Below are 24,266 nucleotides of genomic sequence, written 5' to 3'. Positions count from 1 at the left end.
CGGCCCGAAGTCCGGGCAAAAGCAAGAATAAAGGCAATTTCAATGGCTTCGGATAGACAGAACCTGCAGGACGCATTTCTTAACCATGTTCGCAAGACAAAGGTTCCGGTGACGGTGTTCCTGATCAACGGCGTCAAATTGCAGGGCGTAATCACTTGGTTCGACAATTTCTGCGTGCTTTTGCGCCGCGACGGACAGTCGCAGCTGGTCTATAAACACGCGATTTCGACAATCATGCCGAGCCAGCCGATCAACCTCTATGATGGTGAAGACGCCTCTTGAAGGAACATGCACCGCATGTGACCCGCGCCTGGGTCCTGCATCCTGACATTAAAATCGACAGGGATCGCCGCGATGCGGAGATGGCCCTGGCCGAAGCCGTTTCTCTGGCCCGCGCGCTGCCTGAACTTGAGGTCGCGGGGGCCACCGTTGTGCCTTTGTCCAACCCGCAGCCGGGGATGTTGTTTGGTTCCGGCAAGGTCGAAGAGCTTAAAGCCTTGCTCAAAGCCAATGATGTTGAGCTGGTGCTGATCGACGGTCCGGTGACACCCGTGCAGCAGCGCAATCTGGAAAAAGCCTGGAAGGTCAAACTGCTCGACCGCACCGGCTTGATCCTTGAGATTTTCAGCGACCGCGCCGCGACCCGCGAAGGCGTGTTGCAGGTCGAAATGGCCGCCCTAAGCTATCAACGCACCCGTCTGGTGCGCGCCTGGACCCACCTGGAACGTCAGCGGGGTGGTTTGGGCTTTGTCGGTGGTCCCGGTGAAACCCAGATCGAGGCCGACCGCCGTGCCATCGACGAACAATTGGTGCGCCTGCGCCGTCAGCTTGAAAAAGTGGTCAAAACCCGCGAGCTGCATCGCAAGGCCCGCGCCAAGGTGCCGTTTCCGATTGTCGCTTTGGTGGGCTATACCAATGCCGGGAAATCCACGCTTTTCAACCGCTTGACCGGGGCTGAGGTGATGGCCAAGGACATGCTCTTTGCCACGCTGGACCCGACCATGCGCTCGGTCCGTTTGCCCACGGGCGCGGATGTGATCCTGTCCGACACGGTGGGCTTCATTTCCGATCTGCCAACCGAATTGGTCGCGGCCTTTCGCGCGACTTTGGAAGAGGTGCTGGCAGCGGATGTGATCGTGCATGTGCGTGACATTTCCCATCCCGAAACCGTGGAACAGGCGCGCGATGTTGAGGCGATCCTCGATAGTCTTGGCGTGGACGAGCTAACCCCAAAGATCGAGCTGTGGAACAAGATGGATCAGCTTGGCCCAGAAGAGGCTGAGGCGACACGCGCGCGCACCGGGCGCGAGGAGCAGATCTTTGCGGTCTCGGCACTGACGGGCGAGGGGCTGGATGATTTCCTGGCCGAGGTTACGCGGGCCTTGGGCGAAGAAAAGCGCATCGAAACCTTGCATCTGGGCTATGAAAAGGGGCGCGAACGCGCCTGGCTGTTTGAAAAAGGCCTGATCGAAGAGGAGCGGCAGGAAGAGGATGGTTATCACCTGACCCTGCGCTGGTCTGCCAAGGATAAGGCCAGGTTCGAAAGCCTTTAAAGCGCGCTTTGACGGCGCACCCAATGCGCCATGGCCAAACGCTCAGCCTGTCGTTGTGACGGGCGTGCCGGGGTATTGGCCCAGAGGCCAAGGGCAAAGCACTGCGTGAGAAACGCGCTGACCTCGGGGTCGATCTCTGCCGCACCATAGCCCGCCCAAAGCCTGTCATAACAGGCACTGCGCGCGGCATCGTCCGAAGCATAGCGCAGAAGATCGAGCGCGAGAGAAAACAGATCGCGTCCCGGCTCATCCTCTTTGGCATTCTCGAAATCCAACCCCCAAAGGGTGCCGTCATCGCTTAGGATCAGATTGCTGAGAGTGAGATCGCGATGGGTGACGGCGCGTAGGCTCGGGCGTTTGCGCAAGGACATTGCCAGGCTGGTCAGGCGCTCTGCCTCGGTGACGAATGCACCTGCGTCGGGGATTGCACGCTCACCGGAGGTGACCTGCGCCATCAACCGTTCCAGCCAAGCCTTGTGACCAGCGGGGCGAAACCCGGCGGGGCGTAACGTGCTCTGATGATGCGCGCGACACCATTGCCCGGCGCGAAGGGCCAGCTCGTCCAGCCGATCCGGCTGTCCTCGCAACACATCTACGACCGGTTTGCCCTTAGCTTGTGCCATAAGGAGCGCGCAATTCGCAGCGTCAAAGTCCAGCACAGGAACGGCGCGTTGAAGCCCGTCTGACATCGCCTGTGCAACCTCGGCCTGACGTCGTGCCTGCGCCTGCGCCTTATCCGCGTTGCCCGGCCCCCACACCTTGACCACCGCCGGTTCAGACCCGCCATGGACAACAAAGGGCGTTGCGCGCAGCGGTTTCATCAAAGGTTTCAACGGCTCCAAATCACCCTGCCAACCCGGCCAAAACGTCTTTAACGCGGCTTCGGCGCGTTCATGTGCTTCAGCACCGTTTAGGTGTGTGGCCGCTGTCACGGCTTGACCAGCCGTGTGATCCCGACCGAGGCCGCCCGAGCCAAACCCACATCCAGCGACATCGGGATATATTCGCCGCGCCGCCAAAGCTGGCCCAGATCCTCGTAATGGCGCGACAGGAAATGACCCGATTGCCCGGTGGAAATGATAAAGACCGAGCTGTCTGGATCGGCAAAATCATAAACCCCGCGATAGGCCCCACCATGCACATTGGCAAAGGGTTCGGGATCAACACCAGAGGTGCGGCCACGCAGCAAAGTGTGATCGCCGCCCGAGGTCGATTGTTTGATATTCATAAAGAAGTGCAAGAGCGGCACTTCGCCCAGCGTGGCATGGCGATGGGTGGCGGAATGGGCATCCCCCCAGCGCAGGCTTTCCAGCGCTGATCCGTGGTGTTCCTCAATCCAGATCAATGCATCGTCCAGTGCGAGGCGCGAAATGTCCGAACAGCTTTCGACTTTGATCGAGCGGATCACGTCACACCATTTTGCCGCCCCATCGACGTTGCGGAACACCCGTTCGATAAACAAAGGCTCCACATGGCGAAACCGATCCGCCAATTGCCCCAGATCATCGCGGATCAAACGCTCTTGCAGGGCGCGCAGCCAGGCGGCGTAGATCAGCGGCTCGGGCAGGTGCTCATTCATCTCACCGTTCCAATTGGCCAACAGATCAAGCGCGCGTTGGCGTTGCCGTTCCGGCGTGCCTTCGGCAGCGGCCTCGCCGGTGAACCACAGGTCCCGCCCGATCAGCGGCAAAAGCGTGCGGGCGGTGATCGAGACTGTATCAAGCTGAGCCTCGATAAAGCTGTCGCGGGTATGCACCTTGCGCCCCTGCATCAGGCCTTGCCAGCGCTGCACGCGCTGCGTGTCCCCCCAGTCATAGCTGACATGGTTGGGAAAGGGGGCGTCGATGCTTTTGTTATTGGTATTGCCGACAATCCCGCCTTGCGGGGCCAGAAATTCCGGGTTGGAGCTGTAGGGCAGCATGCCTTGCCAGCGATTGGCGGCAATCCAACCGGGGCTGGGCAGGCGACCGCGGCTTTGATGGCCGGGATCGCGGCGCGGCATGGCCCCTACCAGCTTCATCGCCACGCGCTCTTCGTCAATCAGCACCAGGTTTTGCGACGGCGCGATATAGCTGCGCGACACATCCAGCGCGTTTTCGACCGAGGTGGCAGACATCAGCCCAATGGCTCCGCTCATCGAGGTGTCTTTGTCAGACAGGGCGGTCCAGGACAGGCTGGCCACGTGGTTTTGCGGCAGGATCGACTCAATATCAAAGCTGGATCGCGGCAGCACCGGGCCATTATCGGTCCAGCGCAGGGTCAGGGTGACCGGGGCGGCGTCTTTGATATTGATGATGGTCTTGCGGGTGACAAAGGGTTTGAACCCGTCCGGCGTGCGGTATTCCTCGGGATTGTCCGGGTTCAGCTCTTCGATATGCAGGTCCTGATCATCCATATAGGACGAGGTAATGCCCCAGGCGATTTTCTCGGACCGACCCACCAAGATTGCAGGGATGCCGGGAATGGTGCCGCCAATTACACCGCCATCAGCCAATTGCAGCCGCGCCAGATACCAGATTGAGGGCGCGGTGAGTTCGAGATGAGGATCATTGGCCAGCAACGTGCCACGCCCGGCACTGCGCTCGGGGGCGGCGGCCCAGGCGTTGGAGGCCCCGGCCAGCCCGGGCTCTGGAATGGTGCTGAGGAAATCAGGCAGGACCTGATTGGTGGCAAAACGGGGCAGGGCACCGGGCACCAGATCGGCATATTTCGGCAGGGCCGCCACGCCCCGACCAGGGCTATCGGGCAAAATGTCGGACAGGCGCGCCGCGTCATCCAGCAAAAGAGAGGTACGGGCGCGCAGGATCTCTTCGCGCATATGGCCCGAGAGCTGCAGGGCCATCAGCTTGATCATCGCAATGGAATCGGCGGGCTGCCAGGGGGCTATCGGTGCCTCGAACAGAAACAGTTCCGGCGCACCGCGCCCCAGAGAGGAGGAATTGATCTCATTGATCCGGGCATTGACCCCGGCGGAATAGGCCTCAAGCGCGTCCAGCGTTGCCGCGTCCTGATGTTGCAGCGATTGCACCGCCAAAGGGTACAGGTCGAGCCGGCGCAGCATGGTGTCGATTTCGACGGTGCGCGTGCCAAAAATCTCGGACAGGCGACCCTGAACCGTGCGCCGCAAAACCGTCATTTGCCACAGACGATCCTGCGCATGGGCATAACCAAGCCCAAAAAACGCATCGCGGTCAGACAGGGCCATAATATGAGGCACGGCGGCATTGTCGCGCACGATCTCGATATCGGCGGTGATCCCGGAGACGGGCAGGGTCTTGTCATAATCGGGCAGTGATCGAGAGGCGAGGTAATAGGTGATCAGGAGGCCCAGAACCACCAGCGAGACACAGAACACGCTGATCCGGAACAGCCATCGAAACACAAGCACCATTTTCCTTGTCCTCGCCTTGAGATAGTCGATACATCAGTTGAAGATGAGAATGGACCTATCCCTTGTCTTGCGGCTTGCCAAGTGGCTAGCCCATGGCGGGGCCGGGCAAAGGGAGTGAAGATATGGCGAAACTGGCGTTTTTGGGCCTGGGTGTGATGGGTTATCCGATGGCGGGGCATCTGGCCAAGGCCGGGCATGAGGTCTGTGTCTATAACCGCACCACCGCCAAGGCCAAGGCCTGGGCGGCAGAATTTGGCGGAGGTTTTGCGCCGACACCGCGTGAGGCGGCTGAGGGTGCGGACTTGGTCATGGCCTGTGTGGGCAATGATGACGACCTGCGCGGCGTTTGCCTTGGCGCGGATGGGGCCTTTGCCGGTATGGGTGAGGGGGCGATCTTTGTTGATCACACCACGGTGTCGGCCAAAGTCACCCGCGAGCTGCATGGCACCGGCGCAGAGGCCGGAATCGCCTTTGTCGACGCGCCGGTTTCGGGCGGGCAGGCAGGGGCCGAGAACGGTCAACTTGTGATCATGTGTGGCGGTGAGGCCGACGTCTATGCGCGAGCTGAGCCGGTGATGAACGCCTATGCCAAGCTTTGTAAACGTTTGGGCGAAAGCGGTGCGGGGCAGCTCTGCAAAATGGTCAACCAGATTTGTATCGCGGGCCTGGTGCAGGGCCTGTCCGAAGGGCTTCATTTTGCTGAGAAGGCAGGGTTGGACGGGCGCGAAGTTGTCGAAGTCATCGGCGGTGGTGCTGCAGGCAGCTGGCAGATGGTCAACCGTTTTGAGACCATGATTGATGATGAGTTTGAGCATGGTTTTGCGGTGGATTGGATGCGCAAGGATCTTGGCATCTGTCTGGATACTGCGGATGAGACCGGGGCGTCGCTGCCGGTGACGGCACTGGTCGATCAGTTTTACAAAGATGTGCAAAAGATGGGCGGCGGACGTTGGGACACGTCGAGCCTGTTCAAGCGTTTGCGCAAGATGGGCTAACCCTCGGACGCACATCTCAAAGGGACGCTTCCTCATGGTCTCGCGCTTACGCGCGAGCCAACCCGATTGGCCCCCAACCTGTCCTTCCCCGATGGGGAAGGAATCAAGTCGATCCCGACCCCGAAATTTGACCGCGATGCGCCCCGCAGGCGCGACCAAATTCCATCCATGGAATTTGCAAATCTTTTTCAAAAGGTTTGATGCATCCAGCCCGGATGTTTCACCTGAAATCACTGCTTCATTCCGCTTGGCGTGATTTTGCCCATTGTCTTTTCCACAGCCCTGCCTTTATGTTGACCCTTGAGGTCGTGCCTTTTGCATTGACCCAGAGAGTTTCGCTGTTTGGGGTGTGATCAGCCAAGAGCTGCCCCCAAGCCAGCCGATTAGGCCGCAAGGCCAAAGACCTGTGCCCAGACCGCCACGGCATATGCCATGGGCGATGGGCCTCGAATGGGCGCAACCTGAATGAGCCGCAGACCGGACACCCGGCGAGCCGCCCAACAGGAAAGCGTCGGAGAAGAAACGCGATGAAGCGCGCGACAGATATGAGGCATCGGGCCGGGGCACATATGTCCCGCCATGCCCGCGCGCAGGCTATCGCCCTGACAAGACACGCATATCGAACCTCTGCTCCGCCCGGGATTCCCCCTGCGGGGCCTTCCTGTTTGGGCAGGGGGGGCAATGCGCGCATACGGATAACATGGCAAAGAAAATGCTCATTGATGCCACCCATGCCGAGGAAACTCGGGTTGTGGTGGTCGATGGAAACAAGGTCGAGGAATTCGACTTTGAATCGGAGAACAAGCGTCAGCTAGCAGGAAATATTTATCTGGCAAAAGTCACCCGTGTGGAGCCATCGCTCCAGGCGGCCTTTGTCGATTATGGCGGGAATCGCCACGGCTTTCTGGCCTTTTCCGAGATCCACCCGGATTACTATCAGATCCCGGTCGCAGACCGTCAGGCCCTGATGGAAGAAGAGGCCGCTCTGGCGGCTGCTGCTGCCGAGGAAGACGAAGAGCGCGAAAAGCCCAAGCGCTCGCGCTCGCGGTCCCGCCGCAAGCCCAAGACTGAGGCTAAAGAGACCAAGGTCGCTGACGCTCCGGCAGAGGTTGCGCCCGTCGAAGAGGCTCCCAAACCCGCAGACGCGCCACGCGAGATCAGCGGGATGGAGACCATCGACCTTGATGAGGGGGACGACACCGAAGCAGGCGAGCCTGGCGAAGGTCTGTCGCCGATGGAGACCGTTGCCGAAGCGCCGGTCGCTGAGCCCATCGATTCGGTCGAGGATGTTCAGCCTGAAGCTGAGGAAGCTGCCGAGGCAGAGGATCCTATCGTGGATGAGAGCGTCGCTGAGCCTTCTGTGGATGTCGCAGAGGCCGAGGTAGACGCGCCCGAAGCTGCCGAAGCGGAAGAAGCCCCCGTTGAGGCCGCGCCAGAGGTGGAAACTGCCGAAGCTGAAGCGGTTGACGCCCCGGAAGAGGTGAGCGAAGAGGCTGCTGGCGAGGAAGACGCCTCTCCCAAACGTCCTATCGCTGCGGATTCCGAGGATAAGCCGGTTGTCGTCAGCGCCGATCCAGAAGACCTGCCCGCAGGTGACGAGGCAGAGGCAAAGGCAGATGAGGGTGAGGCAACTGCTACAGAAGATGCTGCTGAACAGGAAGCTGTTGAAGCTGGCGGTGAAGAAGTGTCGCCTGAATCTGACGCTGCTGAACCAGCCGCAGAGACCGAAGAAGCCGCCGAGCCGGTCGAGGCCGAAGCTCCTGTCGCTGAGGAGGCACCCGAGGTAGAAGCCGTTGCCGTAGAAGCCCCTGCCGAAGAAGACGCGCAGGCGGAGGCTCCGGAAGCTGAGACCTCAGGAGACGCCCCAAAAGCGGCTGAAACTGCCGACAAGGCGGACACTGCTGAGGCCGACGCTCAGGCTCAGGATGCGGATAAAGCCGAGACAGCAGAGGCTGAGGTCAAGGCCGACGCCTCTGAGGACGATAGCGACGAAGAAGACCAGCCCAAGGCCAAAGCCAAGGCCTCGGAGCGCGATTCCTCCATCGAATCCGTTGCGGATGACGATACCGAAGAGGAAATTCGCCCGCGCCGCAAACCGCGCCCGCGTCGCTACAAGATCCAAGAGGTCATTAAGGTCCGCCAGATCATGCTGGTGCAGGTGGTCAAAGAGGAACGCGGCAATAAAGGCGCGGCTCTGACCACATATCTGTCACTGGCCGGTCGCTACTGTGTCTTGATGCCCAACACCGCCCGGGGCGGCGGCATCAGCCGCAAGATCACCAATGCTTCGGACCGCTCCAAGCTGAAATCCATCGCCAATGAGATCGACGTGCCCAAGGGGGCAGGCCTGATCATCCGCACAGCGGGGGCCAAGCGCACCAAGACCGAGATCAAGCGCGATTATGAATATCTGCAGCGCCTCTGGGAACAGATCCGCGAGCTGACGCTGAAATCCATCGCGCCGGCCAAGATCTATGAAGAGGGCGACCTGATCAAACGCTCGATCCGCGATCTCTATAATCGCGAGATTGACGAGGTCATGGTCGAGGGCGAACGCGGTTACCGCATCGCCAAGGACTTCATGAAGATGATCATGCCGTCCCATGCCAAGAACGTGAAGCATTACACTGAATCCATGCCGCTCTTCGCGCGCTATCAGGTGGAAAGCTATCTTGGCGGCATGTTCAACCCGACCGTGCAGCTGAAATCCGGCGGTTACATTGTGATCGGCGTGACCGAAGCACTGGTGGCCATTGATGTGAATTCGGGTCGGGCGACCAAAGAGGGCAGCATCGAGGAAACCGCGCTCAAGACCAACCTGGAGGCTGCCGAAGAGGTGGCGCGCCAGCTGCGTCTGCGCGACCTTGCTGGTCTCATCGTCATCGACTTTATCGATATGGACGAGCGTAAGAACAACGCCGCCGTCGAAAAGCGCATCAAAGAAAAGCTCAAGACCGACCGTGCCCGCATTCAGGTGGGCCGCATCTCGGGCTTTGGCCTGATGGAAATGTCGCGGCAACGTCTGCGCCCCGGCATGATCGAGGCGACCACCCAGCCTTGTCCGCATTGCCACGGCACCGGTCTGATCCGTTCCGATGACAGCATGGCACTGCAGGTGCTGCGCCAGATCGAAGAGGAAGGCACGCGTCGCCGCTCGCGTGAGGTGCTGGTGAAATGCCCTGTGGCCATCGCCAACTATCTGATGAACCAAAAGCGCGAACATATCGCCCAGATCGAGGCGCGCTATGGCATGTCGGTCCGGGTTGAGGGGGATCCGCATCTGGTTGCACCTGATTTCTCGATCGAGAAGTTCAAGACCGCGACCCGCGTCGTGCCTGATGCCTCGGCTCCGGTTGTGTCGGTTGATACTTCGCTGATGGATCTGATCGACGAAGAGGCCGAGGCCGAAGAGGCAGAAAAGCCCGAAGTCGAAGAGGCTTCGGAGGATGATAAGCCCAAGAAGCGTCGCCGTCGTCGTCGTCGCCGTGGTGGCAAATCCCGCGAGGATGGGGCCGAGAACGGGGCAGACGATAAGGCCGACGACGCTGGTGAGGCGGAGGCCAAACCCGAAGCTGAGGAAGCCGACGCGTCAGAGGCCGCGGAGGACAAACCTGTTGAGGCCGCAGAGGGTGAAGAAAAGCCCAAGAAGCGCCGCTCACGCCGCTCGCGCTCGCGCAAGAAGTCGGATGAGGGGGCAGAGGCCACCGAAACGGCAGAGCCCAAAGAGGGTGAGGCGCAGGCTGAAGCTGCTCCTGCAGAGGGTGCCGAGGCAGAACCTGCAGCCGAGGCAGTTGCCGATGCAGAGCCAGCCGTTGAGGCCGAAGCCGCCGAAGCACAAGACGCTCCTGCCCAAGAGCCTGCCTCGGAAGAGGTTGCCGAAGCGGCAGAATCGGTCGAACCTGCCCCGGTTGAAGAGCCAAAAGCCGAAGAAGCCCCGGCTGAGGATACAACTGCCGAGGAGGCCAAAGCCAAACCACGCCGCACACGCCGCAAAGCCGCGGATGTGATCGCAGAAGTGGTCGGCACGCCAGCCCCCGAAGCAGCGGCTGATGTGGCGGAGGCCGAACCTGTGTCTGCCGAACCGGAACCGGTTGCCGCCGAGGCAAGCGAACCGGTCGCGGAACCCGCCGAGGCCACCACCGAGGACGCCAAGCCCAAACGGCGCGGCTGGTGGTCCCTAGGACGCTGATCAAACAAGAAAACCCCCGGTCTTCGCGCCGGGGGTTTTTGTATATGGAGGGACCATGAGTCAGATCATCTTTCTTCACGGCGCCTCTAGCAGCGGCAAATCCACCCTCGCGCGGGCCTTGCAAGCGCATCTGCCAGAACCCTATTGGCATCTGTCCATTGATCATTTGCGCGATGGCGGCACGCTGCCCGTGGCGCGTTTTCACAGCCAAGACCTGGATTGGAAAACTCATCGCGCCAAGGTCTTTGACGGGTTCCATCGCTCAATTGCGGCGGTGGCCAGTGCTGGGAACAATGTGATCCTGGAACATATCCTCGACACGCCCGGATGGCTGGAGCATTTGCGCGATTTGCTCGCCGGGCAAAAGGTTTTGTTTGTTGGCGTCCATTGTCAGTTGGAGGCGCTGAAAAGGCGGGAAAAGGTGCGGGGTGACCGTAAGGTTGGCAGTGCAGAGCAGGACTTTCACAACACACATAAGGGGTTGCGCTATGATCTTGAGGTCGATGGGGACGCTGATGTCAGTGTCAACTGCCAGGTCATCACCGAGGCGCTGAACGCCCCGACCCAGCAAAGCCGCCTGTTCAAACCTTCCTGAGAACCCAGATCATCACCGCGCCGTCTTCGCGGCTTTCGACCAGCTCATGACCGCTTTCATTGCAATAATGCGGCATGTCGATCACCGCGGCCGGGTCGTCGGTTTTTACAAGCAGCAAATCACCCGCCTCAAGGCTCTGCAACCGCTTGCGGGTTTTCAGAACGGGCAGGGGGCAGAGCAGCCCGAGACAGTCTAGTTCAATGATGTTTTCCGTCGTCATGACCCTCAGATAGCGCGGGTGTTACAAAAGGTCCACGCGGATGTGACCGCCTGTGCCAGTGACGCCCGCGCGCGGATGGCCTATGTCGGAAATATGTTTGGAATCGAAATCATCGACGCATCCCTGCTGCCCGCCATGTTTGTGGCGCTGCTGGCCGGTCTCTTGTCCTTTCTCAGCCCCTGCGTGCTGCCGGTTGTGCCGCCTTACCTTGCCTATATGAGCGGTGTATCCATGGGTGATCTGGGGCAAAACAGCCGCCGCGCTATTGTGCCAGCCGTGTTTTTTGTGCTGGGGCTGTCGACTGTGTTTTTGATCCTGGGCATGGCGGCCTCGGCGGCGGGCATGGCCTTGTTGCAGTATCAAAGCTGGCTGAACACCGGGGCCGGGATCATCGTGATGATCTTTGGCGCGCATTTTGTCGGTATCTACCGGATCGGTTTCCTGGATCGCGAGGCGCGTCTGGATGCGGGTGATCGCGGAGGCAGTGCCTTTGGTGCCTATCTGCTGGGCTTGGCCTTTGCCTTTGGCTGGACGCCCTGCATTGGCCCGCAGTTGGGGTCGATCCTGACCTTGGCCGCCTCGGAGGGCTCCATCCTGCGCGGCACCTCGCTGTTGGCGGTCTATGCTGTGGGATTGTCGGTACCATTCCTGCTGGTCGCGGCCTTTCTGCACCGCCTGACCGGGGCGCTGAACTGGATGAAGCGCCATATGGAACAGATTGAGCGCGCCATGGGCCTTCTGCTTTGGACGATTGGTTTGCTGATGCTGACCGGCGGTTTTTCGGCCATGTCCTTCTGGCTGCTCGATACCTTCCCGTTTTTGGCGGCTCTGGGGTAAATCCAAACACCCAAGATTAACCAAAACCACGCTAAGCCGGGTCAATCAGATCCGGCTTTCCTCATTCATGTCTTACTCTTGCCGGAAAGGCGCGTTAACCTTAACGCCGGAACAAGGTACACGTGTATGGGCCCGCAGCAGAACTCAGATGATCACAGCGTGCGCGAGCGCCGGGTTTTCTACATCCCGGGCTATGACCCCATTCATCCACGCCGCTACCGCGAGCTCTATCGAAAAGAGGGCGCAGCGCAGGCGCAGATTTCCGGCTATGAGATCGCGTTAAAGCCCAAATCCGGCGGGGCGGCCTATGGCTGGCATGTGGGTGGGGAGATTGATGGCGCGCAGGTCGCGGCCGAGTTTGACGTGCTGGTCTGGTCGGACATTGTGCGCGACAGCATGTCCAACACCATTGCGGCGACCTATGGCCAGATGCTGCGCACGGCTTGGGAATATATCGCCACCGGCGCGCTTTGGCGCTTGATGCGGCTGCGCAAGGGGCCGGTGATTGCCGCGCTTTACCCGGTTGGGGCGCTGATCCTGCAGGCCTTGCTGGCGCTGCTTGTGGCATGGCTTGTGGTTGGGCTTGTCAGCTTGACCACGCCTTGGCTGGGGGCGCTTGCGACCCTGCTGGGCTGGGCCTTGGGCATTGGCGCGGGCTATGCGCTGTTGCGCTGGTTCAAGGCCAAGGATGGCAAGACATTCGTTTACTATCTGATGCATGACTATGCCTATTCGGCGCGCTTTCGTGGGGCCAATCCTCCGGAGCTTGAGGGGCGGTTGACCGAGTTCGGCGAGGCAATTGCCGCAGCCCTGCAAAGCGACGTTGATGAGGTTCTTGTTGTCGGGCACAGCTCGGGCGCGCATCTGGCGGTCTCGGTTCTGGCCGACCTGATCCGGGCCGGGCGCGTGCCCGCCGAGGGGCCGAAACTGGCGTTTCTCAGCCTGGGGCAGGTGGTGCCGATGGTGTCTTTCCTGCGCGATGCCAAACGTTTGCGCGCCGATTTGCATTATCTCAGCGCGCGGGATGAACTCGCCTGGGTCGATGTCACTGCACCTGGTGACGGCTGCGCCTTTGCGCTGTGTGATCCGGTCTCGGTCTCTGGCGTTGCTCCAGAGGATAAGAAATGGCCGCTGGTGTTCTCAGCCCAGTTCACCAAATCGCTCAGCCCCGCGCGCTGGAAGGAACTGCGTTGGCGCTTTTTCAGGCTGCATTTCCAATATCTCTGCGCCTTTGATAACCCGCTGGATTACGACTATTTCCAGATCACCGCCGGGCCGGTTCTGCTGTGCGATCGCTATGCTGACAGGCCGCCCTCGGCGAGCCGCATCGACCATGCGGTGTCGAAATTCACGGATATGGCGGAATGACCGAATTGCCACCAAAACCCAAGGCGCGCGAGGGGCGGGTGAGCTTGCGCCAATATGCCAAGCTGTTTCGTCAGGATATCCTCAGCGCGCAACCGGCCAAGCTTTATCATGCGTGGATGGCCGAGTTTCGCACCCCATTTTTCCGCTCTTTCCTGATAAACCAACCCGAACTGCTCAAAACCGTGCTCAAAGAGCGCCCGATGGATTTCCCCAAATCCGGGCGGATTTCCGAAGGTCTGCGGCCCTTGCTGGGGGAGTCGGTGTTCCTGACCAATGGCGAAACCTGGCTGCGCCAGCGTCGCATCATCGATCCGGCTTTTGAGGGCGGGCGGCTGCGCGACACCTATCCGGCCATGTGGCAGGCTAGCCTTGCGGCGCAAAAACGTCTGGCCGCGCAGGTCGGGCAAGAGGTCGAGATCGAAGAAATCGCCAGTCATGCGGCGGCGGATGTGATCTTTCGCACGCTGTTTTCCATTCCGATCGAGGATGAGATTGCCAGCGAAGTCTTTCGCGAATTTCGCGCCTATCAGCGCAGCCAGCCAATCCTGAATGTCGCGGCCTTTCTGCCCCTGCCGCGCTGGATGCCGCGGTTTTTCCGCCGCGATACCAAGGCCGCCGCCAAGCGTATTCGCGGGCTGATCAGGCAGTTGACCGACAAGCGTATGGGCGAGATCCAGGCAGGTACCTCACCGGATGATCTGGCCACCAAGATCATGACCACCAAGGACCCGGAAACGGGCGAGACCTTTACCTCTGAGGAGATGGTCGATCAGGTGGCGATCTTTTTCCTGGCCGGCCACGAAACCAGCGCCAGCGCGCTGGCTTGGGCGCTTTACCTGATGGCGCTTTATCCCGATTGGCAGGATAGGTTGGCGGATGAGGCGCAATCACTCGGTTTGACCGGCGCGTTTTCCGAGGTTTCCAAACTGCGCCTGACCCGCGATATCTTTCGCGAAACCCTGCGCCTTTACCCGCCGGTCCCGATGATGGTGCGCGAGGCGACTTGTCCGGAACAGTTTCGCGACCGCAAGGTCCCTGTTGGCGCGCAAATCGTGCTGAGCCCCTGGCATTTGCACCGCCATGATCGCATCTGGTCGGACCCGGACGCGTTCAAACCCGAACGCTGGCAGGGCGAAGAGGCCAAGACCTGCGGGCGCGACGCCTATCTGCCATTCTCTGCCGGGCCGCGTGTTTGCACCGGTGCGGGATTTGCCATGGTCGAAGGTGTGCTGCTGTTGGCGGTGCTGTTGCGCGACCTCAGGGTTGAACGCGTTCCGGGCAAAGATCCGATCCCTGAGGCCCATCTGACCGTGCGCGCGCGGGATGGGATATGGCTAAGAGTGAGTTGGCGCTAGTACAAAACTAAAATTGAGCAACTATTGCGCAACGGTAGGTTCGCGCCCGTCCCGAGGGCGGTTATCCGGCTAGCGGTTCCTTTGCTTCGAATACAAGTTTTTAAAGGAACTGCGCCAGTCAAATTTCGCACCCGCCCTTGGGGCGGGTCGGGTGCGAACCGGATTGCAAGCAATCCGGGGTCAATTTCATCAAAGCCCGAGTGTATAAATTTCGACCCAAATTAATTTCCTCACCAAATAAATCCTAACAGCGCGCGTTAGCGCTAAACCCCTGATCTCGCACTACCATATGGCGCAAGCCTCGGGTAAAGGAGGGCGCAAAGACGTTTTCCAGCGAGGACCAAACATGGCATTTGAGAAGCAATCGGAACAGATGGCCTCGGGCAAGGGCTTTATCGCCGCGCTTGACCAGTCGGGTGGTTCCACCCCCAAGGCCTTGGGCCTTTATGGTGTGACGGCCGACATGTATGATGGCGAAGAGGCCATGTTTGACGAGATCCACGCCATGCGCGCCCGTATCATTCTGGCACCGGATTTCACCAATGAAAAAGTCATCGGCGCGATCCTGTTCGAACGCACCATGCGGGGCGAGATCAACGGCAAGCCAACGGCACAATTGCTGTGGGAAGATCGCGGCATCGTGCCTTTCCTCAAGATCGACAAAGGCCTTGAGGATCAGGCCAATGGCGTGCAGCTGATGAAGCCGATCCCGGGCCTGTCCGAAACTCTGGCCGACGCCAAGGGCTTTGGCATTTTTGGCACCAAAGAGCGTTCGGTCATCCACGAAGCCAATGCTGAGGGCATCAAGGCGGTTGTCGCGCAGCAGTTTGAGCTGGGCAAAGAGGTGGTCGCCGCCGGTCTCGTTCCGATCATCGAACCCGAGGTCAATATCAGCTCGCCGACCAAGGCCGAAGCCGAAGACATCCTGAAATCCGAAATCCTGGCGCAGCTGGATGCGTTGGAGGACGGGCAGGATGTGATGCTGAAACTGACCATCCCGACGCAGGACGGTCTGTATGACAAGCTGGCCGATCACCCCCGCGTTATGCGCGTTGTCGCCCTGTCAGGCGGTTATTCCACCGAGGAAGCCTGTGATCGTCTGTCGCGCCAGCCCAAGATGATCGCCTCTTTCAGCCGCGCGCTGACCGAAGGCCTGTCCAAACAGCAAAGCGAAGGTGACTTCAACGCCGCGCTGGGGGGCAACATCACCAAGATCTTTAACGCCTCCTGATCGGCGTTACCTTTATGGCATCAAAGCCCCGGCCATTGGTCGGGGCTTTTGCTTTTCTGAAGGTTCGATTCTGCCTGTCGCTAAGGGTAAGGTTCTCCGGACCGGGGTGAGGAATACCTCTATAGGAAGGGGGCAGGTTTCGACTGTCGATGCTCCAAATTACCACAGCGGGATAAGAAATATCATCTTAAAGTCAGTGCCTTAAAAGAAAGTGCCGCATAAAGTCATGTTTTCCACCAAGGAAAACCTAAGCCAAAGCGTCTTATGTTTCGAAGCACGAACACGGTGCCAGACCAAGGTTGCCGTCAGCTTTCCCAACCGGGTGCAGCGCCCGCATTTTGAACCGACTTTGACCAAGGACAATACCATGACCAATTTTGCAAAAACCGCCCTGACCGCATTGGCTCTGATCGCAGGTGGCACCGCTGCCCTCGCGACCCAAGGGGACAAGATCACCGCCATGGGCTACGGCCAGACCATCCATCACGCCAAGATGGTGACCATTCAGGTCTGGCAGCAGGCCGCGCATCAGTCTTATGGCTATGCCGATTGGAACACCGCCTATGTGAACGCGGTTGAGTGCTACCAGAACAACTATGCCCCGACGACGCAGAAATTCACCACGCTGCAGCGCGAAGTGATCAAGACCGGTGGTGACATCAACGCGCCGTATTCCTGTATCGTGTCGGGCTACCAAGAGGTAAAGCCCTATGGCGGGATCACCTCTTACAAGTACTAAGCCTCTGGAAAGGCCGGGCTTCGACCCGGTCTTTTACTCACGTTTCTCGGCGGGCAACCCTTGTTGGGCCCGCCAATCTGCCAGGCCTTTGCCCGGTTCATCAACAAACAGCCCCGGCAGAATGATCAGTTGATCAATGCGATCAATTCTTAAGGACAGGAATTCTTCGGTGCTTTCACACCAGGAAATGCAGGTCCAGACCCGCCCCCAATATTCCAGATGCAAAGGCCGCAGGATGTAGTCGCCCTGCGCGCCGACAATCTTGATCTTTTGCTTGGCGCGAATGGCGGCGCGGATGGCCGGCATATGGGTAAAGCCGCGCGCGGTCTCGGCAAAGCTGTCGGTGGCAAAGCCAAACGGGGCCGGGGCGGGGCCGGATTCTTCGGGCAGCACCGCGTCAATCTTGCCGGACAGGCTGCGCGCAGCATCGCTGATCTCATCCAGCTCGGATGCGCCCAGAGTCGCTAGCGCAAGGTGCAAGGCCTCCAGCTCTTGTTCGGTCAGGTTCAATGGGGGCAGGGTGATCGCGGCCCGCACCGTATAGCCGTAACCACGCGTGCCTTCGACAGGCACCCCAGATTCGGCCAGGGTCTCCATATCGCGGTAAATCGTGCGTACCGAGACCTCGAGATCCTGCGCCATTGCCTCAGCCGTGTGCAATTGCCCGTCTCGCAAGCGCTGCATCAGCGCATAAAGCCGGTCCGATCGCTTCATTGTTTCATCCGCTCCTGACAAAAACCTGACAACTGACAGTCTCATGACAAAACTCGTTTGGCAACGCGTCGCTTTGGCGCTTTTCCAGACGTTCTTGACGCATTAGATACGTCTTGTGGAATTTATCCGGGGCGCGTTTGCCCTGAGGCATTGCAAGATGCCGGACAAAAAAGGAGTAGCCCTATGGGTATTGGAAACATCGGCCTTCCCGGCCTTCTGCTGATCGCCGTCGTGGTTCTGGTTCTGTTTGGCCGCGGCAAAATCTCTTCGCTGATGGGCGAAGTGGGCAAGGGTATCACCGCCTTTAAAAAGGGTGTGGACGAGGGCAAGCAAGAGCTGGAAGACCAGGCCGCTGCTGATGCCAAAGACGTGACCCCAGAGGCAGAAACTGTCGAAGACAAAGACAAAGCCTAAGCCAGCGGGGCACAGCGCATGTTTGATATCGGGTTCCCCGAATTGCTGGTTATTGGGATCGTGGCGCTGATCGTCGTCGGCCCCAAAGACCTGCCGGTCTTGTTCAAGAAAGCCGGTCAATTCGTTGGCAAGGCACGCGGCATGGCGCGCGAATTCAGCCGTGCCATGAATGACGCGGCTGATCAGGCGGGCGTGAAAGAGGCGCAGCAAGCCTTTAAAACCGCGACCAACCCGGTTGGCACGGCGATGGACGGGGTCAAGGACGCGGCCAAATCGATGACCAACCCCTTGTCGTCAATCGATCCCGACAGCGAAACCGGCAAGCTGTCCGCAGAACGCGAAGAAGCCCGCAAAAAGATCGAGGCCAATGCCGCCCGCGCCTCAGCGGATCGTTTGGCCCGCGAGGCCGAAGCCGCCTCCAAACGGGCCAAAGAGCTTGAAGCCTCAATGAAACGCGATACCGGCGACGCGCCGGATGCTGACGGAGGGGACGCATGAGCGCCTCGGACGACGACATCGAAGACAGCGCAGCCCCGCTGATCGAACACCTCGCAGAATTGCGCACGCGACTCATCCGGTCCGTGATCGCTTTCATTGTGGCAATGTGCGTGTTTTTCATCCCAGTTCAGGGCGATTTCATCGCAGAACATGTCCTCAAATTCTTATTTGTCCCGATCGAGCAAACAATGCGGGCGATGGGCAATCCTACACCGACTTTCCAGTTCACTGCTGGTCAAGAATTGTTGTTCGCGCAGTTCCGGGTTTCAATGGTGTTCGGGCTTGGCCTGTCCTTTCCTTTCATTGGGTTTCAACTTTGGCGCTTCGTGGCTCCGGGGCTTTACAAGAATGAAAAGAATGCCTTTTTACCGTTCTTGATCGCATCACCATTGATGTTCATTCTTGGTGCGTCCTTTGCGCATTTCGTTGTCACGCCCTTGGCGGTTGCCTTCCTGATTGGATTTGCGGATGCAAGTTCCCTGTTTGATGCGGTCACGGCTGACGGCGGGGAAGCGGTCAAAGAGGGATTGCAATTCGCTTTCCAGCCTAAAGTTGACGAAAACTTGCGCCTGGTTTTGGTGTTCATCTTGGCCTTTGGACTTTGTTTTCAGTTGCCGGTTTTGTTGACACTAATGGGAAAGGCTGGGCTGGTTTCTGCCGAGGGGTTGGCTGCAGTTCGAAAATTTGCGGCAGTCGGAATTTTGGTTTTGGCTGCTGTGGTCACGCCTCCTGATGTCATCACCCAGTTGATACTCTTTACCGTTGTCTTTGGTCTCTACGAACTCTCGATCTTCCTGGTGCGCATGGTTGAAAAGCGCCGCGAGGCGGATCTGCGCGCTCAAGGTCTGTGGTTCGAGGATGACGACGAAGAGGAAGAAGATCCTCTGATGGCCGAATTCGACAAGGATGAGGACGCCAAATAATGGATCCCCTCACGGACCCGATGGAACGTATTGCCGCGGCGTTGGAGCGTATGTCTCCAGCGCCGCTGGCCGCTCCGGACTTTGGCGCTGAGGCCTTTGTCTGGCACACGGACCCCGAACGGCTCGAGCCGGTCGCCAAAGTCTCACGCGTGGATATCTCCCTGCTGGTTGGGGTGAACCGCTCTCGTGACACGCTCCTGACAAACACCTTGCAATTCGCCAAGGGCCTACCGGCGAACAATGCCCTGCTATGGGGCGCGCGTGGCATGGGGAAATCCAGCCTTGTCAAAGCGGTACATGCCAAGGTTCGCGCAGAAGGGCATGACCTGAAACTGGTCGAATTGCAGCGCGAAGACCTGCCTACCGTGGCGCGCCTGATGGATATCCTGCGCGATGCTCCGCATCAGTTCATTCTGTTCTGCGACGACCTCAGCTTTAGCCACGACGACCAGCATTACAAAAGCCTTAAGGCGGTGCTGGATGGTGGTGTGGCCGGTCGACCAGATAATGTGGTGCTTTATGCGACCTCCAATCGCCGCCATCTGATGCCGCGCGACATGATCGAGAATGAACGCTCCAGCGCGATCAACCCATCCGAAGCTGTTGAGGAAAAAGTCTCCCTCTCTGACCGGTTTGGGTTGTGGCTTGGCTTCCATCCTTGCAGCCAGGACGAATACCTGGACATGATCCGCGGCTATTGCGCGGCCTATGATCTCAGCGTATCCGAAGAAGAGTTGCAGGCCGAGGCGATTGAATGGCAGGCAACGCGCGGTTCGCGCTCTGGCCGTGTCGCGTGGCAATTTTTCACCGACCTTGCAGGTCGCAAGGGGATTTCTTTGGGCTGATCGTTTTTGATCGGGATTTCAGGCTTAGGGCCATATTTTGGACTATGATGTTTTGATTGTTGGTGGCGGGCCTGCGGGCCTGTCTTGCGCGGCGCAACTGCCCGTTGGAATGCGCTGCCTGATCGTGCATCAAGACAAGGAAATCGGTCGCCCCGTGCGTACCTCGGGTGGGTCCTGGGTCTGCGATCTGCAAAACATAGGCGTGCCGCCTGAGTTCTACCAAACCATCAACGAGATCGAGATTCGCTCGGACAACCAGCGCAGCCTGCATCATATGCGCAATCACAAGATGGCGGTGCTGGACATCACCGGTCTGTACCAATGGCTGGCCGGTCATGCCCGCCGCGCCGGGGCCGAAATCTGGACAGGTGCCAAATTTTTGACCACATTGCAGGGGGCTGACGGTTTTTTTACTTCTGAAATTCGCCTGTCGGGGAATGAGAGCCGCAGCGTTCGGTCGAAATATATCGTGGACGCGTCGGGCACGCCGCGCGCGGTCATGCAATCGCTGGGATTGGGCGCGCGGGCGCAGCGGGTCGGCGTCGGGATCGAATATGAATACGAGATTGAAGAGGCGCAAAAGGACCGCGCCAGCCTCTTTGTCGGCGCGCCGGTTTTGCAGGGCTATGGCTGGATTTTTCCCGCGCCCAAAAACCATATTCGGATCGGCGTTGGGGTGATCCAGCCAGACACCGATGTCTCGCCGCGTGACATTATTGATCCGCTTTTGACGCCGGAATTTTTGCAAAGCTATGGGCTGAAGCTGGGGGACCGCATTCAGGTCAATGCGGGGATCATCCCATCGGAACCCTTTGAAAAGAAAGTCGTTTTCGGGCGGGCCATCCGTGTCGGCGATAGTGCCAATGTGGCAACCCCCACGGTGGGTGAAGGCATTCGTCTCGCCATCGAGCTGGGCGGTCATCTGGGGCAATGCCTGAAAGACTGTCATCTGATCGGCGCGGATTTTCCGCTCAAAGCTTATGAACGCCAGGCCACCCGCCGCTTCCAGTGGCAGTACAAATTCGGTTTCTGGGCCAATCAGAAAATCGCCGCCTATGGCCCCGAGGATTGGGACAAATCCATCGCTCGCGTCGCCCGTCTGGACGAAGCACAACTGGCCGCTTTGATCCGATGTGAGCTGACGCCAAGCCGCATGATCAACGCTGCCTTTAACCAGTTGAAGTCCAAGCTTCAGCGCGCATAGGCGGGAAAGTGACATGGGGGCTGTGCGTCAGCGCACCTTTCACCCCCTGTGCAAACGCTTCGCTAACGGGCATTGTGTTACACAAGCGTGAGAACCACTTAGGGAGCCATCCATGTCCCGACCCATCGTCGGCATTATCAGCAATTCCTATTTGCTGAACGACCAGTACCCGGCCCATGCGGGCGGCACCATGAATTCCGAAGCGATTGCAACCGTGTCAGGCTGTATGCCGATGCTGATCCCGGCGGATCCGCGCTTTGTTTCGGTGGAGGAGTTGCTGGCGACATGCGATGGTTTTTTGCTGACCGGTGGGCGCCCCAATGTGCATCCCGAAGAATATGGTGAATCCTATACCGAGGCGCATGGGGCCATGGACAGGGCGCGTGACGCCATCACCTTGCCGCTGGTGCGTGCCTGCGTGGATCGGGGGCAGCCCTTCATGGGGATTTGCCGCGGCTTTCAAGAGGTCAATGTCGCCATGGGTGGCTCGCTCTATCCTGAAATCCGCGACCTGCCGGGGCGCGACAATCACCGCATGCCCCCCGATGGCACCTTGGAAGAGAAATTCGCCCTGCGCCATATCGTGAGCCTGCAAGAGGGCGGGCGGTTTCATGACCTTTTTGGCTCTACCGAGGTGCTGACCAACACCCTGCATGGCCAGGGCATCAAGACCCCCGGTGCCCGTGTGGTGATCGAAGGACATGCGCCCGACGGCACGCCCGAGGCGATCTATGTCAAAGATGCGCCGGGCTTTACCATGTCCGTACAATGGCACCCGGAATGGGATGCGGCCAATGACCCGGTCTCGCGCCCGCTCTTCACGGCCTTTGGTCAGGCAGTGCAGGATTTCTCGGCCCACCGGGCCAAACCCTTGCGCCGCTCAGCGTGACACGGCCCTAATGGACATCGTCAGGGCGGCATCCAAAAAAATGAGTATTTAGACCAAGAAGAAGCGCAAACGGTTTGTGCTTCTTCTTGGCTAAAATACTCAATTCTACCTTCGCATCACGCGGCCAGCGCAAGGTCCTGCACGGCCACGGATCTGATCCAGGCCTGCGCCTCGTGCTTTTTCAGGCAGGTGCGGGCTGTTGGGCCAAAACTGGCTGGGTCATCACGCAGATGCGGGAAGTTGGCGAACAGGTCTTCGCGCGCCTCGGGGTGCAGCGCTTTGACTGCCTCTTGCCCAACAAAGAAGCTCTCGGTCGCCATGCCCTCGGCATAGATGACCTCGTGCTGATCCAGCATCAGGTGGATATAGGTCACCAGCTTGCCCTCAACCCGGGCCACCTCGGCCCCGTTTTCCAGATGGCGCGCGGCGGCAAAGACTTCGTCCGTGCCAAACATCAACTCAACCTGATACCCTTCCAGCAGCATCCGGTGTTGCGGCGAGACAAAGAGCGGGCGATCCCCGCCAAAGAGCGACGGGTCAATGCGCACTGGCGCGGTCTTGCCCCGTGCCAAAACAGTGCGTGACCCGGTCCAGCGCAAGGGCTGCAAGCCGTTGTCGCGGGTGACGATCATATCGCCCAGCTTCAGGGTCTCCACGGCGCGATAGCCTTTTGAGGTCAGGATGCGCGTGCCGGGCGTAAAGCAGATGATGTCATCAATATTGGAGAAGTTGACGATGGTGCCGTCATACATCTCGACCGTGCCGGACATCTCGCCGCCAACATTCGAGGTGATGTTGAGCGTGCCGCGATCCGCAAGCCCGGCCAGATCGAGAACGTCGCCACCGGTCTCGCCCGTGGTCAGACCGTCGATGAAGATATCGTCGGAGCCGTCCTCGGCCAGATCGACCAGGGTAAAGAGATCATCGCCGTCGCCACCGCTCAGCGTGTCGCCCTGCGAGGCATAAAGCGTGTCATTGCCCGCGCCACCCAGAAGGCTGTCGGTACCAATGCCGCCGTCGAGCACATCATTATCGGCCCCGCCATCCAGCGTATCATTGCCCGCTTCGCCATAGATGGTGTCGTCACCTGTGCCGCCGAGTAGCGAGTCGTCGCCAGTCGCGACTTGCACTGCCTCAAAGTTCAGGTCGGTCAGCCAGATCGCCTGCGTGCCATTATCGCCATTACCATAGATGATTTCGATTTCAGCAACCGGACCAGCGATCTCAACCAGGACCGAGCCGTTGGCGTCATTGGGGTTGTCCAGCGACGTCCCTGCGGTGATGGTGTTGCCGGTGATTGTCTCATCGCCCGCCGCGGTCAGAGTGACGGTGACAGGATTGCCGTCTGCATCAAAAGCGTTGATCGTGATGACATCGCTGTGATTGCCTGCAAAGGCGTCGATATCGTTGATACGGAAGGAAACATTCTCGACTTCATCCGCGACCGAGGCCCCGGCACTTGCGCCAAAGCTGATCGTGGTGGTCGAGGTCGCGCCATCGCCATTGCCAAACAGATACAGAGAAGACCGACCGGTAAACCCGCCCGCCGCATATTGCAGGTCATCTGTATCAACCTGGAAAAGGGGATTGTTGTCACCATCATTGGTGAAGGCCAAGGTGACGTCGATTTCACCAGTGTCCTGAGTAAACCCGCCAGACAAATCTGTGCCATTGCCACCTTGCGAGGTCCAGTTCAGCGTCTGGGCGATATTGGCCGGGTCATAGGTGCCATAGTCACCATAGATCAGATCATCGCCAGCATCACCGCTGATGGTATCGTCGCCGGTGCCGCCAATGGCAGTATCGTTGCCGTCACCTGCGCGTATGTCATCACTGCCATCGCCGCTATCGTCGGGGCTTTCGGAATGCACATCGCTGAAATCCGGGTCAATAAGATCATCGCCCGAGGTCCCGGAAACAATCCCGTCGGGGGGCGAAGAGATAACAGTCGACGAGGTTAATGTGTCCACCGGCCCATAAGCCGGGACAAAATAGGTGTTGCCGTCCGTGCCAAGAAAGAAAGTGCCGGGCTCGACTTCGTTGGTAAATGTGGTGCCGGACCAGGTGCCAGACCATTCCCATTGGCCCGATCCCAGCTCGGTATCTGTGGTAAAGGTGATAAGCCCCCCACTGATTGCATCCCCATTGTCGAGGATACCGTCACCCAATGTTACCAAATACCCGTTTGGCATCGCACTGCTCCTGCTCGCGCCTGTCCTGGTGGCCCGGTTTTCGGGTCCGTTTCCAAGATGGATACAGTCCAGCCGTGGCGGGGATGTGGGGCAATTGAGGCGAAACAGGGGAAA

The 24,266-nt window shown here is 59.3% G+C and carries 21 protein-coding genes; 16 read left to right on the top strand and 5 right to left on the bottom strand.

The features are described 5' to 3' along the window. Nucleotides 1–42: 42 nt before the first annotated feature. Together hfq and hflX are read left to right on the top strand one after the other, a co-directional pair. Nucleotides 43–282, top strand: coding sequence for an RNA chaperone Hfq (hfq, locus tag CLV87_RS13935; RefSeq protein WP_097802888.1), 240 nt, complete (start codon nucleotides 43–45; stop codon nucleotides 280–282). After that, the gene (gene hflX, locus CLV87_RS13930) at nucleotides 279–1,553 is read left to right on the top strand and encodes a GTPase HflX (protein ID WP_456238443.1); all 1,275 of its coding nucleotides are present in this window, start codon (nucleotides 279–281) and stop codon (nucleotides 1,551–1,553) included. The genes hfq and hflX overlap by 4 nt, the downstream gene beginning before the upstream one ends. On the opposite strand, the gene CLV87_RS13925 is transcribed toward hflX, so the two are convergent. Further along, nucleotides 1,550–2,485 carry a phosphotransferase gene (locus CLV87_RS13925; protein ID WP_133840791.1) on the bottom strand — a complete coding sequence of 312 codons (936 nt, stop codon included), beginning with the start codon at nucleotides 2,483–2,485 and terminating at the stop codon, nucleotides 1,550–1,552. The two genes, hflX and CLV87_RS13925, sit on opposite strands and share 4 nt — an antisense overlap. Next, entirely contained in the window at nucleotides 2,482–4,944 is a 2,463-nt protein-coding gene (locus CLV87_RS13920) for a penicillin acylase family protein (protein WP_099246269.1), read from the bottom strand. The genes CLV87_RS13925 and CLV87_RS13920 overlap by 4 nt, the downstream gene beginning before the upstream one ends. Nucleotides 4,945–5,066: 122 nt before the next feature. Here CLV87_RS13920 and CLV87_RS13915 point away from each other — a divergent pair, with 122 nt between their 5' ends. From CLV87_RS13915 to CLV87_RS13905, 3 genes are all read left to right on the top strand, one after another. Further along, entirely contained in the window at nucleotides 5,067–5,939 is an 873-nt protein-coding gene (locus CLV87_RS13915) for an NAD(P)-dependent oxidoreductase (protein WP_099247773.1), read from the top strand. Between the two features lie 700 nt (nucleotides 5,940–6,639). Then, on the top strand, nucleotides 6,640–10,128 hold the full coding sequence (locus CLV87_RS13910; RefSeq protein WP_133840790.1) for an Rne/Rng family ribonuclease: 3,489 nt from the start codon (nucleotides 6,640–6,642) through the stop codon (nucleotides 10,126–10,128). A gap of 55 nt (nucleotides 10,129–10,183) precedes the next feature. Further along, nucleotides 10,184–10,723 carry a chloramphenicol phosphotransferase CPT family protein gene (locus CLV87_RS13905; RefSeq protein WP_099246267.1) on the top strand — a complete coding sequence of 180 codons (540 nt, stop codon included), beginning with the start codon at nucleotides 10,184–10,186 and terminating at the stop codon, nucleotides 10,721–10,723. Here the strand turns inward: CLV87_RS13905 and CLV87_RS13900 are convergent. Next, nucleotides 10,710–10,943, bottom strand: a complete 234-nt coding sequence (locus CLV87_RS13900; RefSeq protein WP_099246265.1) for a sulfurtransferase TusA family protein — start codon at nucleotides 10,941–10,943, stop codon at nucleotides 10,710–10,712. The two genes, CLV87_RS13905 and CLV87_RS13900, sit on opposite strands and share 14 nt — an antisense overlap. A gap of 93 nt (nucleotides 10,944–11,036) precedes the next feature. Between CLV87_RS13900 and CLV87_RS13895 the strand changes: the two genes are divergently transcribed. The 5 genes from CLV87_RS13895 (at nucleotide 11,037) to CLV87_RS13875 (ending at nucleotide 16,473) form a co-directional block, all read left to right on the top strand. Next, nucleotides 11,037–11,780: a cytochrome c biogenesis CcdA family protein gene (locus CLV87_RS13895; protein WP_099247771.1), complete on the top strand. Its 744-nt coding sequence runs from the start codon at nucleotides 11,037–11,039 to the stop codon at nucleotides 11,778–11,780. Nucleotides 11,781–11,906: 126 nt separating this feature from the next. Then, a complete protein-coding gene (locus tag CLV87_RS13890) occupies nucleotides 11,907–13,148 on the top strand; it encodes a hypothetical protein (protein ID WP_099246263.1) in 1,242 nt (413 codons plus the stop codon). Beyond that, nucleotides 13,145–14,503, top strand: a complete 1,359-nt coding sequence (locus CLV87_RS13885; RefSeq protein WP_099246261.1) for a cytochrome P450 — start codon at nucleotides 13,145–13,147, stop codon at nucleotides 14,501–14,503. The genes CLV87_RS13890 and CLV87_RS13885 overlap by 4 nt, the downstream gene beginning before the upstream one ends. A gap of 346 nt (nucleotides 14,504–14,849) precedes the next feature. Next, nucleotides 14,850–15,734: a fructose bisphosphate aldolase gene (locus CLV87_RS13880; protein WP_099246259.1), complete on the top strand. Its 885-nt coding sequence runs from the start codon at nucleotides 14,850–14,852 to the stop codon at nucleotides 15,732–15,734. 367 nt (nucleotides 15,735–16,101) lie between these two features. After that, complete coding sequence (locus CLV87_RS13875; protein WP_133840789.1) at nucleotides 16,102–16,473, top strand: hypothetical protein; 372 nt, start codon at nucleotides 16,102–16,104, stop codon at nucleotides 16,471–16,473. A gap of 33 nt (nucleotides 16,474–16,506) precedes the next feature. On the opposite strand, the gene CLV87_RS13870 is transcribed toward CLV87_RS13875, so the two are convergent. Then, nucleotides 16,507–17,187, bottom strand: coding sequence for a helix-turn-helix transcriptional regulator (locus CLV87_RS13870; RefSeq protein WP_099246255.1), 681 nt, complete (start codon nucleotides 17,185–17,187; stop codon nucleotides 16,507–16,509). A gap of 183 nt (nucleotides 17,188–17,370) precedes the next feature. Between CLV87_RS13870 and CLV87_RS13865 the strand changes: the two genes are divergently transcribed. From CLV87_RS13865 to CLV87_RS13840, 6 genes are all read left to right on the top strand, one after another. Beyond that, the gene (locus tag CLV87_RS13865; RefSeq protein WP_099246253.1) at nucleotides 17,371–17,601 is read left to right on the top strand and encodes a twin-arginine translocase TatA/TatE family subunit; all 231 of its coding nucleotides are present in this window, start codon (nucleotides 17,371–17,373) and stop codon (nucleotides 17,599–17,601) included. Nucleotides 17,602–17,619: 18 nt separating this feature from the next. Further along, nucleotides 17,620–18,099: a Sec-independent protein translocase protein TatB gene (gene tatB, locus CLV87_RS13860; protein WP_099246251.1), complete on the top strand. Its 480-nt coding sequence runs from the start codon at nucleotides 17,620–17,622 to the stop codon at nucleotides 18,097–18,099. After that, entirely contained in the window at nucleotides 18,096–19,022 is a 927-nt protein-coding gene (tatC, locus tag CLV87_RS13855) for a twin-arginine translocase subunit TatC (RefSeq protein WP_099246249.1), read from the top strand. Before tatB ends, tatC begins: the two co-directional genes overlap by 4 nt. After that, complete coding sequence (locus CLV87_RS13850) at nucleotides 19,022–19,867, top strand: ATP-binding protein (RefSeq protein ID WP_099246247.1); 846 nt, start codon at nucleotides 19,022–19,024, stop codon at nucleotides 19,865–19,867. Before tatC ends, CLV87_RS13850 begins: the two co-directional genes overlap by 1 nt. A 37-nt stretch (nucleotides 19,868–19,904) precedes the next feature. After that, nucleotides 19,905–21,071 carry an NAD(P)/FAD-dependent oxidoreductase gene (locus CLV87_RS13845; protein ID WP_166652757.1) on the top strand — a complete coding sequence of 389 codons (1,167 nt, stop codon included), beginning with the start codon at nucleotides 19,905–19,907 and terminating at the stop codon, nucleotides 21,069–21,071. 112 nt (nucleotides 21,072–21,183) lie between these two features. Beyond that, nucleotides 21,184–21,960, top strand: a complete 777-nt coding sequence (locus CLV87_RS13840) for a gamma-glutamyl-gamma-aminobutyrate hydrolase family protein (protein WP_099246242.1) — start codon at nucleotides 21,184–21,186, stop codon at nucleotides 21,958–21,960. 116 nt (nucleotides 21,961–22,076) lie between these two features. On the opposite strand, the gene CLV87_RS13835 is transcribed toward CLV87_RS13840, so the two are convergent. After that, nucleotides 22,077–24,152: a Hint domain-containing protein gene (locus tag CLV87_RS13835; protein WP_099246240.1), complete on the bottom strand. Its 2,076-nt coding sequence runs from the start codon at nucleotides 24,150–24,152 to the stop codon at nucleotides 22,077–22,079. Between the last annotated feature and the right edge of the window lie 114 nt (nucleotides 24,153–24,266).

Source organism: Pelagimonas phthalicica (assembly GCF_004364805.1).
GTDB classification, from domain to species: Bacteria; Pseudomonadota; Alphaproteobacteria; order Rhodobacterales; family Rhodobacteraceae; genus Pelagimonas; species Pelagimonas phthalicica.
Note: the sequence above shows the minus strand (reverse complement) of the source record. Positions and strands in the feature narration are given on the sequence as shown.